The sequence below is a fragment of the Stenotrophomonas sp. TWI587 genome, from assembly GCF_039674145.1.
Classification (GTDB): Bacteria; Pseudomonadota; Gammaproteobacteria; order Xanthomonadales; family Xanthomonadaceae; genus Stenotrophomonas; species Stenotrophomonas maltophilia_AY.
The window spans coordinates 515,474-530,589 of record NZ_JBDJMW010000002.1 but is presented as its reverse complement, the minus strand read 5'-3'; the positions used below and the strand labels follow the sequence as shown (position 1 = coordinate 530,589).

Here is a 15,116-nt window from a genome sequence, read left to right as displayed (position 1 = left end):
GACAGGCCAGTATGGATGGCCTGTTCCATTGCGCAGTCACAGGAAGTGCGCCGATGACCGAACTCTTCAGGGGCAACCGCCTCGACGTGGTACTCAAGCTGGCCGAGCGCTGCAACCTGGCCTGTCCCTACTGCTATTACTTCGAGCAGGAGAACAACATCTCCGAGCTCAGCCGTGCATTGATTCCGGAGCAGACCGTGATCGACACGGCCCGTTTCCTTCGCCAAGGCGCGCAGGAGATGGGCATCAAGAACATCTTCCTCGGCCTGCACGGCGGCGAACCGACGCTGTTGCCGAAAAAGCGTTTCGACCGCATGTGCACCATCTTCCGCGAAGAGCTGGCTGACTACACCCAGCTGCACATCGGCATGCAGACCAATGGCACGCTGGTGGATGCCGAATGGATCGACTTGTTTGCCAAGCACAACGTAATGGTGGGCGTGAGCATCGACGGCCCCAAGGACGTGCATGATCGCCAGCGCCCGGACCGGCGCGGTCGCGGCAGCTATGACAACAGCGTGCGCGGCCTGAAGCTGCTGCAGCAAGCCGCAAAGGAACGCCGCATCCCGGCCACCGGCGTGTTGTGCGTGGCCAACCCGGACCTGCACGGCGGCGATGTGATCCGCCACTTCGTCGAAGAGCTGGATGTGCATAGCCTCAACCTGCTGTTGCCGCGCGAAGGCCACAACAGCACCTACCTGCAATCGCAGGACAAATGGATCCGGTACTTCAACGAAGTCATCGACTACTGGCTGCAGACCCGTGGCAGCAATCCGGTGCGCATCTACCTGCTCACCGAGATCGTGCTGGCGCTGATGTCCGAAGAATACGCTGAAGGCCTGGATTACCAACGCGCCAACCGCCATGGCATCGTTACCGTGTCAGCCGAGGGATTCCTCGGGCCGGATGACAACATCATGGCCCTGGACAAAGCGTTCTGCCTCACCGACGTCACCGTGCGCAACACCACGCTGGCCCAGTTCTTCGGCAGCCCCATCTGGCAAACGCTGGTCAAGAGCATCGACACGCCGCCCACCAAGTGCGCGAGCTGCGACTGGTATCGCACGTGCCGCTCCGGTGACCTGTTCAATCGCTACGCGCCGGGCACGCACTTTGATCAGGCCTCGGTGTTCTGCGAAACCCTGGATTCCATCCACACCGCGATGGCCAGCATCGTATCCCAGCGCGAAGGGGCGTTGGAAACGATGGCCGGGATCCTGGCTTCGGCTCCCCGCCATGCAGCCCGCGATTTCCTCAACCCTGTGGCCACCGCCTAAGCGTCCGGAGAGAGTCGATGGAAGTATTCCGCACCCTGTCAACGCCGCTTGAAGGGAACTATCGCTGGCTTGCCGCCGAACTGGCCACCCTGCATTACGCGGCCTTCTGTCAGCGCGTGGCCGACCGCGATGGAGGCGGCCACCACCGCGAGCCATTGTCCCAGCTGCTGGAAAAGGTCAGCAGTCGGCCCCCATCGCTGGGCTGCTGGACCCCGGAAGCCAGTATCATCTTTGCAGGCATCAAGCCCCCGGGTGCATCGCCCGGGCACATCGCCAGCGACGACTGGCTGCGCGCCCAGGCCCTGCTCAGCGGCGTCGCGCTGGGCCTGCTGGATGACGTGGAACTGGCGCTGGACGTCGACCAGCCTCTGCTGCTCTGCGGCCGCGCCCTCAGCGGCAGACTGTCCTTGCAGGCCGATGGTCAGCGGATCGTGGTCTGCGAGGCCGATGGTACCCGTACCCACTGGTGCAGGATCGCCGAACGCGATGGCACACCGGTGTGGAACGACGAGCAGGCGCCGGACAGCTTCGTCATGCGCGATGGCCGCCCCGCTATCCGCCTGGTTGGTGAAGGATGGCACGCAAGCCCATGGATCCAGGACACCTTCCGCGTTCAGGCGCCCAGCGCGGACATGGCGCCGCAGATAGAGGCGGCGCTGGATCTGCTGCAGGACATCGCGCCGGATCATGCGGCATGGGTGTGCTGCCTGCTCAAGGAAATCACGCCGCTGCGGCGGCCGGCGGCCAACACCATCGCGAGCAATTCGTCCGCCCTGCGCATGGGCGGCATCGACCTGGCGGTGCCGGCAAATGCGCTGGAAACCGCCGAAATGCTGGTGCACGAGTGCACGCACCAGTACTACCACATGGCCAGTTGGCTCGGTCCGACTGTGGTGCCCGGCGCCGGCTCGTACTATTCGCCGCTCAAGCACTGCAACCGTCCGCTGGACCGCATCCTGCTGGGCTATCACGCCTTCGGCAACGCGATGATGGTCTTCGACCGCATGGCGGCAAGCGGGTTGCAGGAGCAGATACGGATCCGCTGGGAGACCGTTGCCGGCTACCTGCGCGAGCTCTCCGTTCCGCTGCAGGACGGGGCCGAGCTGAGCGAACTGGGACAGGCGTTGTTCCACCCGCTGCGCGCAAGGCTGGCAGCACTGGAATTCCGCGAGCCGGTCGGAATGAACGCGCCCGCCGACACCGGCGTTGCGGTGCTGGAACGCGCATGAGCGCCCCCCTCCGGAGAGCGTTCCATGCGCCCTGACCCGTTGCCGACCCGACCATTTTTCCGGCCCGAGGCGGAACAGTTCCGGCGCTTCCGGCACCTGGGTTCGATTGCCCTGTTCCGGCCCCTGCCGCTGCGACTGCTGGCGCTTGTACCGCTCGTGGCTATTGCGCTGGCAGGCGCGGGTGCAGCGACGCTGCAGATTGCGCCGCATGCAGACCTGCAAGCCACGGCGGTGGTCAGCGGCAACGCCTTGCAGCTGCTGCTTGCGCCCGGCAACGAACGCTACTTCCGTCCCGGAGACCACATCCAGCTGATGCAGGGCACCGCGCTGCAAGGCACGGCGCACATCGAAGACACCGCACCGACGGAATGCCCGCCGCGTCTCGACGCCATCTCGAAGGCATCGTGCCTGCGCATCCTCGCGCGTTGGAACCCGCACGGCGCGCAAGCGGCAACGCCACCGACCAGTGTGCGCGGCGCGCCGCGTCGCTTCCTACTGCCCTGATCCAGGCCTATCGTCATGAAGTTGCGCAAGCGCTCCGTTCCGATGATCTACCAGGCCGAAAGCAGCGAGTGCGCCTTGGCCTGCCTGGCCATGGTCGGCGCACGTCACGGCATGGACATCCCGCTGCTGGAACTACGCGAGCGCTTCCCCATTTCGTTGAAGGGCTCCACCCTGCGCGATGTGGTGGAGCTTGCCGACAAGATGGAGCTCGACGCACGCTCAGTGCGCTGCGAAATGAGCGACCTGCCACGCCTGCAGCTGCCCGCCCTGCTGCACTGGGACTTCGAGCACTTCGTCGTGCTGGTGGCGGCGCGCGGCGATATCGCGACCATCCATGACCCAGCGCACGGCGTACTGCGGCTGCGGCTGGCCGATGTGTCGCACCATTTCACCGGTATCGCGGTGGAGCTGGCGCCACGGCCCGCGTTCAAGGTGCAGCGGGTGGATAAGCGCTTCACCCTGGCCGCTCTGCTGCGGCACAGCCGCGGCGTATTCGGCTACGCTGGCCAGGTCCTGTGGATCACCCTGTTCCTTGAACTGTTCGCCCTGCTCAGCCCGCTGCTGCTGAAGACCGTCATCGACACCGGTCTTGCCCGCCAGGACATGGGCTTCATCGCTGCGATCACTGCCGGCTTTGCCGGCGTAGCGCTGCTGCACGGCGCCGTTGCGCTGGCCCGTGACTACGTGCTGCTGCACTTTGGCTCCAGCTTCAACGCGCAGTTCATGGGAATGCTCATCCAGCGGATGATGCGTCTGCCGCTCGGCTTCTACGCGAAACGATCCATCGGCGACCTGGTGGATCGCTACCAATCCACCAACGCCGTCCGCCAGATCCTCACGGGTGCTCTGCCGCGGGTGCTGTTGGACGGCCTGATCGCGCTGGTGGCGCTGGGCATCATCTTTGCCATGTCGCCGGCGCTTGCAGGCATCGCCCTGGGGACGTTCGTCCTGTACTTGGCGGTCCGCCTTTGCTTGTTCAAGCGCATGCGACAGCTCACCGAAGAAGCCGTGAAGGCTCGCTCGGAAGAGAACTCACATGTCATCGAAACCCTGCGCGGCATGCAGCCGATCAAGATCTTCGCCAAGGAACACGAGCGGCTCGGCGCATGGAGCAACCATTACAGCAGGCTGGTAAACGCCGACATCCGCGCGGGCCTGATGGCCTCGTTGCAAGGCGCCAGCAAGGTCACGCTGCTCGGGCTGGACATGGCGGCCAGCGTCTACGTGGGTGCCACCCAGGTCGCGGCGGGCAGCATCAGCCTTGGCCTGTTGTTCGCGCTATTCGTCTACAAGGCGCACTTTGCCACCAAAGCGATGGCGCTGGCGGAACAAACGATGGAACTGCGGCTGGTCGGCCTGCACATGGACCGCCTTTCGGAAATCGCCGTTTCACCGATAGAACAGGATCCTGCTGAGAGCCGCGGCGTACCGGAGCGGATGAAGCAGGATTTCACCATCGAACTGGTTGATATCAGCGCACGCTTCGCGCCACAGGAAAAGCCGGTGCTGCGGAATGTTTCGCTGAAGGTCCAGCAGGGCGACTTCATCGCACTGACGGGACCGTCCGGCAGCGGAAAGACCACCCTGTTCAAGGCGCTGCTGGGCCTGCTGGAGTTGGAATCCGGGCAGATTCGCATCAATGGCGAGGATATCCAGGGTTATGACCTGCAGCAGTACCGTCGCCTGTTCGGTGTGGTGATGCAGGAAGACATGCTGCTGTCCGGCAGCATCCTGGATAACATCGCCTTCTTCGCCTCCAGTCCTGATGAAACACGCGCGCGCCACTGTGCGGACGCTGCGCTGATCCTGGATGACATCGAAGCGATGCCGATGAAGTTCAATAGTCGCATCGGCGATCTCGGCTCCACCCTTTCCGGCGGACAGAAACAGCGGATCCTGCTGGCGCGTGCGCTGTACCACGAGCCACGTATCCTGCTCCTGGACGAGGGCACCGCCAACCTGGACGAAGCGCTGGAGCGCCGGTTGCTGGACAACCTGGCCGGCCTCGGCATCACCTGCGTATCCATTGCCCACCGGCCAGAGACCATTCGCCGTGCCAACCGCGTCTATCACGTGGAAGCCGGCACCGTACGCCTGCGCCCCCAGTCTGCAGCGCCGTCCCCTTTTACCTGCGCCATCCCTTAGACAAGGAGCTGTTCCATGGGTCTACGCCGCATCCCACCCCGCGCGCACAACCGGTCCGATCAGGTCGAGCTGTTCATGCGCCTGTGGGACCTGCCACTGGACGATGCACAGATGCAGTACATCGGCCAGCGCGCACCGATTTCACAAAAGCGCTCTGTCTTCGGCAACATGAACAATGATGGCGCACCTTACCCAGCCAGCAGCTGCCTGGCATCACGGTTCCATCCGGACTTCCTTGCCGTGGTGGAACCGGGCGTGCGCGATTTCCTGGTAGCGATCGCAGTGGACCACAACCTGGTGACCTACACCAGCTGCGAAGGGCACGACTACCGCCCGGATGGCCGGCTGCCGGACGAAAGGCATGTGGGCGTTATTCCACGCAATCGCGAAGAGGGCGAGCGCGCCATTGCGGTGTTCGAGGAAGTAGGACGGTCCATCAACGCGGCGCCCGCTTCCCCGGCAGTGGAGGTGGCCCTGATGCTGAACCGCGTGCATGACGGCGAGGCGGTCTACCCGACCATCGACCTGTATCTGAGCAAGCAACCCAACGCAGGCTGGGACGACTACTTCGCCGATATCGAGCTGATGACGGCCCAGCTGGTGCAGGCACTGGAACGGCATCCACCCATCGCCTGACCCCTGCATCGGCAGGGGCAGGCTCGTCCCTCAGCAGCACGGCTGCCTGCTGTGGCAATTGGCCAATCTACTGCGCGTGCTCCATCGATTCATTCACCGGCGTCTGCACGGCGACGGCGGTGTTCATGCTGGCATGCTCTCACCGCCGGACAGCCTTGCCAGGTGGCCAAGCATCGGTGCTCAGATCAACCCGACGTTTCCGCCGCAATCTTGATCGACTTGACGTTCACAAACTCCTTCAGACCTTCCGGGCCGTGCTCACGCCCATAACCAGACGCCTTCACCCCACCAAACGGAAGCGCTGGCGATGCCACGTCGAAGGTGTTGATGAAGACCATGCCGGTGTCGAAGTACTTGCTGGCCAGCTCCCGCGCACGCTGTACGTCACGGCTGAAGATGCCGCCGCCCAGGCCATAGCGGCTGTCGTTGGCGATGCGCAGCGCATCCTCATCGTCCTCGGCGCGGATGATGGCCGCTGCAGGACCGAACAGCTCATCCTCGTAGGCCACCTGCCCCGGCGCCACATCCGCCAGCACCGTGGCCGGATAGAACCAGCCGGTGCGGTCCGGCACTTTGCCGCCCACCAGCAGACGCGCCCCCTGCGAGACACTCTTGGTCACCTGTTCGTGCAGCTTGTCGCGCTGCGCCTTGGAGACCATGGGGCCGAGCTGGGTGTCGTCGGCGTTCGGATCGCCCATCCGGATCGCTTCGAACGCCTTTGCATAGCCGCTGACGAAGGCGTCATAGTTCTTCTTTGTCACGATGAAACGCTTGGCGTTGACGCAGGTCTGCCCGTTGTTGAACAGGCGGCCCTTGACGCAGGTCGCTACGGCCAGGTCCAGGTCGGCGTCGTCCAGCACCAGATAGGCGTCGTTGGAGCCCAGCTCAAGCACGGTCTTCTTGAGGGCCGCGCCGGCCTTGGCTGCCACGGTGCGCCCGGCTGCCTCGCTGCCGGTCAGTGTCACCGCGCGCACCAGGTCGTTTTCCACGATGTCATTGGATTGCTCGTGGCTGATCAACAGCACCCCGAACAGCCCCTTGGGCAGACCAGCACTTTCGTAGATATCACGCAGCAGCAGCCCGCTGCCGGTGCAGCTCTCGGCATGCTTCAGCAGCACGCCATTGCCTGCCATCAGGCTGGCGATGGAATAGCGGATCGCCTGGTAAGCCGGGAAGTTCCACGGCTGAATGCCGTAGACCACGCCGATGGGCGCATGGGTCACGATGCCTGTGGCACCTTCCACGTCGCGCTCATCATCGGCCAGAGCGACCGGACCCTGCTTGGCGGTGTAGTCACAGATAGCAGCGCACAGCTCGACTTCGGTGCGGCTGTCTTCAATGAGCTTGCCGACCTCGTCGGTCATCAGTTGTGCGAATTCTTCCTTGCGCTCGCGAAGCGCCTTGGCGATGTTCGCGATCACGTTTGCCCGCTCGTCCAGACTGCGCAGACGCCATTGCGTAAACGCTTCATGGCTTGCCTTCACGACCGCGGCGGCTTCGGCGTCGGACATGTAGGAATAGGTAGCGAGCACTTCTTCGGTCAGCGGATTGATCGTGGTGAGCTGCTTGTTGGACATGGAGAGAGACTCTTCACTTAAAAAGGAGGTGTATAGAGGGTCGCCGCCGTGCAGTTCCTCCGCTGTGAATTCTTCAGCGGAGGGAATCACTGGAGGTTCACTGCACCCCATTGCTACAGTGGGCTTTCGGCTTGCCCTGACGAACTCCCCACATGCGCTCCTGGTTGCGAACAGTCTCCATCACTCTGGCGGCAGCGCTGGCTATCGCCGGTGTTGCCAGTCTGCTGCAGACCCAGATCAATCTGCATGCGCTTAGTCAACTTGGCCTCGAGGTCAGCTGGCAGGCTCGGGCTGCCGTTACGTTGGAGGATCTGGCTCGGTTCGGGCCTGTGATGTTCGGCTTTTCGCTGGCAGGCGGCGTTCTCGCGCTTGGTCTGCAAGCAGGGCTGCGGCGCCTGGGGTTGAGCGCCCTGCCCTGCGCGCTGATCGCCAGTGTGGCTGGGTTGGCCATCGTGCTGGCGCTGCTGCGCAGTGTGATCCCGATGCCGGCAGTCGCTGCGATCCGGGAGGTTCCAGGCGTCGCCCTGCTCAGCCTGTGTGGGCTGGTGGGAGGGTATGTGAGCCACGTGCTGGCAGGACGTGTCATGCACGGAGCACGCCGGCACAACCGGGCGGCTTACCTGGTGCCTGCTTGCCTCGTGTTGCTGCCGCTTGCGTCGTTCCTGTTGATGCGCCCGATGCCGGAACGGTCAAAGCCCCCTGCGGCGGCGGGATATCAAACCACCATCGTCGCCAACGGCCTGCATTGGCCGTGGTCGCTGGCCGAACTGCCGGACGGAAGACTGCTCGTCACCGAAATGGCGGGCCGCCTGAAGGTGATTGACCGCGCCGGCGAACGTGTGGACGTCAACCTTTCCAGGTTACCCGAGGGGTATCAGCGGGAGCGCGTGATCGGTCTGATGGACATCACCCTATCCCCCGACTATGAGAACGACCATCGTATCTATCTGACGCAGGGCTACCGCGACCCGCGCGGCGTGGGCGTCCGGTTGATGCGTGGCGCGCTCAACTTCGCCCGCGGTGAGTGGTCGATAGATCAGGTGGAGGTTCTATTTGAATCCACGCCAAAACCCAGCGACGGCAACAACGGCGGGCGTCTGGCTTTTCTCGACCCGCACACCCTGCTGATGACGGTGGGCGATGGGAGTGCACGGCGGGAGGAAGCCCAGAACCAGAGCAACTCGCTGGGCAAAGTGATGCGCATTTCGCTCGCCCCGGGTGCCAGCGGCGCTGCCGTGTACACCTCAGGGCACCGCAACCCGCAAGGCATCGTGCGTGACCCTGTCACCGGCGCCATTTACGTGAGCGAACACGGGCCGCGCGGCGGCGATGAGCTCAACCGGCTTCGACCGGGTGGCAATTACGGCTGGCCTCTTGTCAGTCACGGCATCGACTACCCGTTTGCCCGGGTCAGTCCGTTTACGCGACACGAGGGGTTCGAGGACCCGGAGGTGATCTGGTCCCCGTCGATCGCGCCCTCTGGCCTGGCCGTCTATCAAGGCACCCTTTTCAAGGGATGGCAGGGAGATTTCCTGGTACCTGCATTGCGTGAGCGGAGCGTCCGCCGCCTCGTGCGTGATGGTGACCGCGTGGTGCGCCAAGAGCTGTTGCTCGGTGAACGCGGTGAACGCATTCGTGACGTCAAGGTGGCTGGAGATGGCTCCATCTACTCGCTCACCGACGGGGTGGACGGGAAACTGCTGCGGCTGGTGCCCGAGACACCCGCGTCAGCAAGGTTCTAACGCTGCGCGGCCCCATCCCCCTCCCACCTCATTGTGAACGTCAGCTCTAGGGTCTGCCCCGACTCCAGCCGCTTCGGCATCAACGTAAAACCATCCGGCGGACCCGTCTGCGGCTCCACACACGTCGCGTGCGCAGCACCGTCATACACCACCCAGTGATCGGTATCGGCCCGCAACTCCAGCCGCTGCGCTCCGGATACCAGCACCACCTCAGCCTCGTTGATGAAACAGTCATCCCAAGGCCCAGTCGTGTGAGCAATACAGGGCAATGTAGCGATGCCCTCCCCGTCCCGTGGATACATCGCACTGGGCGAGAACAGCAACTGATCTGGCTTCAGAAACCACGGGTGCCAGCCAAGTACCGCCGGCATCGCCTTGTCGCCTGCTTGCACTGCAAGGCGCAGTTCCAGTTGGTTTGGCATCACATGGATTTCCTGCGTCGCCCGGCCCCCGAACGGCCAATAGCCGTCCTCCGGAAGTTCCAGCGACAACATGGCGCTGTTCGCGTCGAGACTGTCGACACGCCACGACCGTGAAAAACCCACCCCGTGGATCGCGTGCGCGCCCAAGTTCGTCGGCAGCGCATATCGCTTGTCATCAAAGCTGAAGCGCCCCTGCCGAATCCGGCCCGCCCAAGGCACCATCGGATAGCAGCCCCATCCAATGGCGGCGGCTCTACCCTCGTCCTCACCCACCAGCCAGTCCATCCCGTCGTACCGCATCTGGGCAATGCGCCCACCGGCTTCAGGCGCCAATGCCACCTCCAACGCGCCGGCCCGCAACCAGTACAGGTGCCCCCCAGGCAGCGGCGCCTGCGCATCATCCTCGGGTGACGCCGTTTCAAGCGCCATACGGATCGATCGTCCGGATGCTGCCGTCCGGCTCCATGTGCAGCGGTGTGCACTTGACCGAGCGAAGATGGGTTACGCCGCCGGATAGCAGGGCGTCGTGATAGAAGAGATACCACCGCCCCCCGAACGCGCAGATGGAGTGATGCGTGGTCCAGCCCACCACGGGCTTCAGGATCACGCCACCATAGGTGAACGGTCCGTACGGGCTGTCACCGATGGCGTAGCACAGCAGGTGCGTATCGCCGGTCGAGTACGAAAGGTAGTACCGCCCCTGGTACCTGTGCAGCCACGGTCCCTCGAAGAACCGGCGCGCATGGTCATCGGCCCGCAGCGGCTGTCCGTGCTCGTCCAGGATGACGATCTCCCGCGTGGGCTCCGCCAGACGTGTCATGCGCGCGTCCAATCGGCCGACACGCGGGCCGAGTGCCGGCGCGTCGCCGGTGGGCTCCTCGTGTGCCGCGTCAAAGCGGTTGTCACGGTACTTCTGCAGCTGGCCGCCCCAGATGCCGCCGAAGTAGAGGTAATGCGTGCCGTCGTCGTCCTCGTACACAGCCGGGTCGATCGAGTACGTGCCCTCCATCGCCTCGGGCTCGGCAGTGAACGGGCCCTCGGGGTGATCGGCTACCGCCACGCCGATCCGGAACATGCCCTGCCCGTCCTTGGCCGGGAAGTAGAGGTAATAACGGCCATCGCGGTGGGCCGCATCCGGCGCCCACATCTGCTGCGCGGCCCAGGGCACGTCGCGCACATGCAGCGCCACGCCGCAGTCGATAGCATCAGCTTCGGGCGATTCCATCCGCAGCACGTGGTAATCCTCCATGCGGAAGTGCCCGCCCTCATCGTCGAAGGGCGCACCGCCGTCGATATCGTGCGATGGATAGATGTACAGGCGCCCCTCGAATACATGGGCAGAAGGATCGGCCGTGTAGAGGTGGGTCACCAGCGGCGGGGAGATGGCATGCGCCGCGAGGTGGTCAAGGCTGTTTCCCTGCCGACGCAGATGCAGGTCATGCTCGATGCGCGTCTCCATGCGCTTGTCGATCTTGTAGAAGAAGAGCAGCGCGACCGCGATCAGGAACGGCAGGGAGCAGTAGACGCTCACGGTCAGGCGGATGCCGTCCACCACCGCCTGGGGCTGTTGCTCCGCGCCGGCCTGATAGCCGTGGTGCGCGAGAATCCCGGCGACCAGCGCACCGCCGATGCTGAGCCCGATCTTCAGTCCGCACAGCATCGCCGAGAAGATGATCGCGGTGGCGCGCCGGTGGTTTTTCCATTCGGAGTAATCGGCCACGTCGGCGATCATCGCCCACAGCAGCGGGATGGTGATGCCGTAGCAGAACCCGTGCAGCATGAAGGCACCAAAGGCCACCGAGACCGCAGTCGGGGGAAACAGGTAGAACGCCAGCAGGAACAAGGTGGACACCAGCAGTGCGCCACCGAACACGTCACGTTTGCCGAAGCGGTCGGCCAGGCGCCGAGAGACCCCGATGCCAAGGATCATGCACAGGATGCCGCAAGCGTTGAACAGGCTGAACGCCGAGGTCGCCGGATCCTCCGGCCAGGTGAAGCCGGACAAGTCCCATCCGTTGAGGGTGGCGTTCAATCCGCCGATGAAGCGGTTGAAGCCGGAAGCATCTAGGAATCCCGCAAGGGCGGCCTCGCTCATGTAGTACTGGAAGTAGTAGATGTAGGTGCCGCCCTTCAGGGCCAGGTTGATGAAGACCAGCACCGTCAGGGCCAGCATCACCTTCCACGGCCGGTTGTGCAGCAGGTCGGTCAGGTCCTGCATCACGCCGCCGGTCTGCTCCTTGGCCGGCACGATGCGCTCACGGGTGGTGGCGAAGGTGACCAGGAAGAACACGGTGCCCACCACCGCGAACACGGTCATGACCCGCTCGAAGCCCTGCACCCGATCCCCGTCGCCCAGGATCAGCACCAGCGGCAACAGCAGGACCTGGATGATGAACTGCGCGATCATCACCGCCACGAAGCGGTAGGCCGAGAGGCTGTTGCGCTGGGCCATGCTGCCGGTCAGCACGCCACTGAGTGCGGAGTACGGCAGGTTGTTGGCTGCGTACACGAACATCAGCAGGCCATAGGTCACCAGTGCGTAGAGGACCTTGCCCCGCGCGCCCAGGTCCGGCGTGGTGAAGGCAAGCAGCGACAGCACGCCGAACGGGATCGCCGTCCACAGGATCCAGGGCCGGAACTTTCCCCAGCGGCTGACGGTGCGGTCGGCGGCAATGCCGATCAGCGGGGTGAACACGAAGGCGCCCAGCAGGCCGATCACGAAGATGATCGTGGCCGCCGTGGCGGGCGGCAACCGGTACACATCGGTATAGAAGAACGCCAGGTAGGTGATCAGCGTCTGGAAGATCAGGTTGGCCGCGAGGTCGCCCAGGCTGTAGCCAAGCTTCTCCCGAACGGAAAGCGTGTGCTCGGGGGTATCCCTGTGGCGGGCATCAGTCACGATTAGCCTCCACGGTGAAGCGGCTTCGCACGCGGGCATCGGCACTTGAGCCGCCTATACGTACTTCGTATGCCCCGGGCCGCACGACATAGGCGCCTCGCGCGTCGTCATACTCGCGCAGGGCGTGCTGCGCGTCCAGATCGAAGGTCACGGTGCGCCGCTCGCCCGCAGCCAAGTGAACGCGTTGGAAGCCGCGCAACGCCTGCTGCGCATCGCCTGCTCCAGCCGCCAGCCGCCGCGCATACAGCTGCACCACTTCATCGCCCGCCCGCTTGCCGGTGTTGGTTACCTCCACCTGCACCTTGAGCGTGCCGTTGTCGGCGATGCGGGGCACATCGAGGCGCAGCTTGCTGTAGCCGAACCGGGTGTACGACAGCCCGTAGCCGAACGGGTACAGCGGGGTGCCGCGGAAGTAGCGGTAGGTGCGGCCTTCCATCGTGTAATCGTCGAACGCGGGCATTGTTTGGTCTGCCCTATAGAACGTCACCGGCAGCCGGCCGGCAGGATTGACGTCGCCGAACAGCGCGTCGCCCACGGCGGTGCCGCCGCGTTGCCCGGGATACCAGCTCATCAGGATCGCGGACAGGTTTGCCTGCGCCCACTCCACCGCCAGTGCAGAACCCCCAGTGAGCACCATCACCACCGGTTTTCCCGTCGCATGCAGCGCTTCCAGCAGGGCGCGCTGGGTGGCCGGGAGTCGAAGATCGGTGCGGTCGCCGCCGGCGAAGCCTGGGTAGTTCACCTTCATCTCTTCGCCCTCGACATCGCCGGTCAAGCCGCCGACGAAGACCACCACGTCTGCACTGCGGGCGGCATCGAGCGCTTCCTCGAACGGCGCCTTCGCCCCGGGCATGCGCCAGCCCAGCCGCACGCCGGCGTCGCGCTCGGCATCGAAGTACTCCAGCGTCAGCTCATAGGCACGCCCCGCCTGCAGCTCCAGGTCGACCCCATCGCTGCGCAGGCGATCACTGTTGGCCCAGTGATCCAGCACCCGCTTGCCATCCACGTAGAGGCGGAAGCCGTCGTCGGCCGCCGCTTCTATCCGGTAGCGGCCCGATACCGGCGGCAGCAGCTGGCCACGCCAGCGGATGCTGAAACCATCGTTCGGGATGCCCTGCCCCGGTGCCGCTTCACCCCGTGCCAGCAGGTTGTCGGTCGGCGAACCGCGGTCCCAGCGGAAGCCGATCTGGGCATCGGTGCGGACCAGTGCTGGCGCGCCTGACAGATCCGGCGTACGGAAGTACTCACCGCGCAGGCCCCGTTCCGGAGAGTCGGCGGAGGGGCGCAGGTACGCCGCCTCGATCAGCGGCGTCGCGCTGGGATCGTCGCGCCCTTCGACCAGGTCAACACCACGGGCATAGCGCACCTCGATACCCTTCGCCGCGTCGCGGATGCCCTGCAGGATGGTCACCGGTGCCGCCGGGGTGCCGAAGTAATTGCCGAGCAGCGCCATCGTGTCATCGGCCGTGGGGCCGACCACGGCAATGCGTTTGAGCGTGCGTGGCAGCGGCAGCACGCCATCGTTCTTCAGCAGCACCAGCGATGCCTGTGCGGCCTTCAGGGCCAGCGCATCGTGCGCCGGGGCCTGGTTCACCGAGGCCGGAATCTGCGCCCAGCGCACGCGCTCGGGCGGATCGAACATGCCCAGCCGCATCCGCGCGGTGAACAGCCGCGTCACCGCATCGTCGATCTCCGCTTCGCTGATCAGGCCCTGGCGTACGGCGGCCGGGAGCGTGGCGTACTCCTGGCCGCACTCCAGCTCGGTGCCGTTCTTGACCGCCAGTGCCGCCGCGGCCTCGCGGGTGGGGACGATTTTGTGATGCTTCCAGATATCCACGATGGCCCAGCAGTCCGACACCACGTAGCCCTTGAACCCCCAATCGCGGCGCAGCACGTCACGCAGCAGGAACGTGCTGGCACTGGCGGATTCGCCGTACACCCGGTTGTAGGCGCCCATCACCGCATCCACCTGGCCCTCCTTCACCAGCGCCTCGAACGCCGGGAGGTAGGTGTCGTAGAGGTCGCGTTTGCTGGGGCGTGCATCGAAGTGGTGGCGGTCGGCCTCGGGGCCGCTGTGCACGGCCAGATGCTTGGCCGTGGCGTCCAGCTTGCGGTACACCGGGTCGTCGCCCTGCAGGCCCTGCACGAAGGCGACCCCCATGCGCGCGGTAAGGTACGGGTCCTCACCGTAGGTCTCCTGGCCGCGCCCCCAGCGTGGGTCGCGAAAGATGTTGATGTTCGGCGACCAGTAGGTCAGCCCCTGATAGCGGCCATGCGACCCGTCACGGACAAACTGGTGATGCTTGGCCCGCGCCTCGTCGCTGATGGTGGTGGCCACCTGCCCCATCAGAGGCACATCGAACGTGGCCGCCAGCCCGATGGCCTGCGGGAACACCGTGGCCTGCCCTGCCCGTGCCACGCCGTGCAGGCCTTCGTTCCACCAGTCGTAGGCCGGAACGCCCAGGCGCTCGATGGCGGGCGCGGCGTTCTGCATCTGGGCGGCCTTTTCCTCCAGGGTCATCTGCCCCACCAGCGCGGCGGCGCGGGTTTCGAAGCTGGCCGATGTGTCCAGCCACGGCTGGGCGTCGGCGGCGTGAACGGCGGTCGCCAACGTGATGGCAGCGCACAGCGACAGCGTGCGGAGAATGGGGCCGCGAAGGCCGCTGCGGAGGGAAGACGTACGCG

General features: G+C 64.9%; 10 protein-coding genes and 1 pseudogene. 6 read left to right on the top strand and 5 right to left on the bottom strand.

What is annotated here, in order from left to right; all coding sequences use genetic code 11:
* Positions 1 to 53: 53 nt before the first annotated feature.
* The 5 genes from ABE464_RS05435 to ABE464_RS05415 are packed head-to-tail and all read left to right on the top strand — an operon-like array spanning position 54 to position 5,791.
* Positions 54 to 1,277: a radical SAM protein gene (locus ABE464_RS05435; RefSeq protein WP_346471085.1), complete on the top strand. Its 1,224-nt coding sequence runs from the start codon at positions 54 to 56 to the stop codon at positions 1,275 to 1,277.
* 17 nt (positions 1,278 to 1,294) lie between these two features.
* A complete protein-coding gene (locus ABE464_RS05430; RefSeq protein ID WP_346471084.1) occupies positions 1,295 to 2,506 on the top strand; it encodes an HEXXH motif-containing putative peptide modification protein in 1,212 nt (403 codons plus the stop codon).
* Between the two features lie 24 nt (positions 2,507 to 2,530).
* Positions 2,531 to 3,010: a hypothetical protein gene (locus ABE464_RS05425; protein WP_123729283.1), complete on the top strand. Its 480-nt coding sequence runs from the start codon at positions 2,531 to 2,533 to the stop codon at positions 3,008 to 3,010.
* Between the two features lie 15 nt (positions 3,011 to 3,025).
* Complete coding sequence (locus tag ABE464_RS05420; protein ID WP_346471083.1) at positions 3,026 to 5,155, top strand: peptidase domain-containing ABC transporter; 2,130 nt, start codon at positions 3,026 to 3,028, stop codon at positions 5,153 to 5,155.
* Between the two features lie 15 nt (positions 5,156 to 5,170).
* Complete coding sequence (locus ABE464_RS05415) at positions 5,171 to 5,791, top strand: hypothetical protein (RefSeq protein WP_346471082.1); 621 nt, start codon at positions 5,171 to 5,173, stop codon at positions 5,789 to 5,791.
* A gap of 185 nt (positions 5,792 to 5,976) precedes the next feature.
* Here ABE464_RS05415 and ABE464_RS05410 read toward each other — a convergent pair whose 3' ends face one another.
* Complete coding sequence (locus ABE464_RS05410) at positions 5,977 to 7,368, bottom strand: aldehyde dehydrogenase family protein (protein ID WP_346471081.1); 1,392 nt, start codon at positions 7,366 to 7,368, stop codon at positions 5,977 to 5,979.
* A 152-nt stretch (positions 7,369 to 7,520) separates the two neighbouring features.
* On the opposite strand from ABE464_RS05410, the gene ABE464_RS05405 reads away from it, so the two are divergent.
* Positions 7,521 to 9,110, top strand: a complete 1,590-nt coding sequence (locus ABE464_RS05405; protein ID WP_346471080.1) for a PQQ-dependent sugar dehydrogenase — start codon at positions 7,521 to 7,523, stop codon at positions 9,108 to 9,110.
* Here ABE464_RS05405 and ABE464_RS05400 read toward each other — a convergent pair.
* The 4 genes and pseudogenes from ABE464_RS05400 to ABE464_RS05385 all read right to left on the bottom strand — a co-directional run bounded on the left by ABE464_RS05400 (position 9,107) and on the right by ABE464_RS05385 (position 15,066).
* The gene (locus ABE464_RS05400; RefSeq protein ID WP_346471079.1) at positions 9,107 to 9,961 is read right to left on the bottom strand and encodes an aldose epimerase; all 855 of its coding nucleotides are present in this window, start codon (positions 9,959 to 9,961) and stop codon (positions 9,107 to 9,109) included. The two genes, ABE464_RS05405 and ABE464_RS05400, sit on opposite strands and share 4 nt — an antisense overlap.
* Positions 9,951 to 10,916, bottom strand: a complete 966-nt coding sequence (locus ABE464_RS05395; protein WP_346471137.1) for a glycoside hydrolase family 43 protein — start codon at positions 10,914 to 10,916, stop codon at positions 9,951 to 9,953. The genes ABE464_RS05400 and ABE464_RS05395 overlap by 11 nt, the downstream gene beginning before the upstream one ends.
* A gap of 33 nt (positions 10,917 to 10,949) precedes the next feature.
* Positions 10,950 to 12,431: pseudogene (locus ABE464_RS05390) on the bottom strand (MFS transporter); the annotation flags it as partial.
* A complete protein-coding gene (locus ABE464_RS05385; RefSeq protein ID WP_346471136.1) occupies positions 12,424 to 15,066 on the bottom strand; it encodes a glycoside hydrolase family 3 C-terminal domain-containing protein in 2,643 nt (880 codons plus the stop codon). The pseudogene ABE464_RS05390 and the gene ABE464_RS05385, both read right to left, overlap by 8 nt.
* Between the last annotated feature and the right edge of the window lie 50 nt (positions 15,067 to 15,116).

What these genes read in the sequence shown, in the direction of transcription:
- ABE464_RS05430 (WP_346471084.1), top strand. Translation starts at nt 1,295, where the DNA reads ATGGAAGTATTCCGCACCCTGTCAACGCCGCTTGAAGGGAACTATCGC.
- ABE464_RS05410 (WP_346471081.1), bottom strand. Translation starts at nt 7,368, where the DNA reads ATGTCCAACAAGCAGCTCACCACGATCAATCCGCTGACCGAAGAAGTG.
- ABE464_RS05415 (WP_346471082.1), top strand. Translation starts at nt 5,171, where the DNA reads ATGGGTCTACGCCGCATCCCACCCCGCGCGCACAACCGGTCCGATCAG.
- ABE464_RS05435 (WP_346471085.1), top strand. Translation starts at nt 54, where the DNA reads ATGACCGAACTCTTCAGGGGCAACCGCCTCGACGTGGTACTCAAGCTG.
- ABE464_RS05405 (WP_346471080.1), top strand. Translation starts at nt 7,521, where the DNA reads ATGCGCTCCTGGTTGCGAACAGTCTCCATCACTCTGGCGGCAGCGCTG.
- ABE464_RS05400 (WP_346471079.1), bottom strand. Translation starts at nt 9,961, where the DNA reads ATGGCGCTTGAAACGGCGTCACCCGAGGATGATGCGCAGGCGCCGCTG.
- ABE464_RS05420 (WP_346471083.1), top strand. Translation starts at nt 3,026, where the DNA reads ATGAAGTTGCGCAAGCGCTCCGTTCCGATGATCTACCAGGCCGAAAGC.
- ABE464_RS05425 (WP_123729283.1), top strand. Translation starts at nt 2,531, where the DNA reads ATGCGCCCTGACCCGTTGCCGACCCGACCATTTTTCCGGCCCGAGGCG.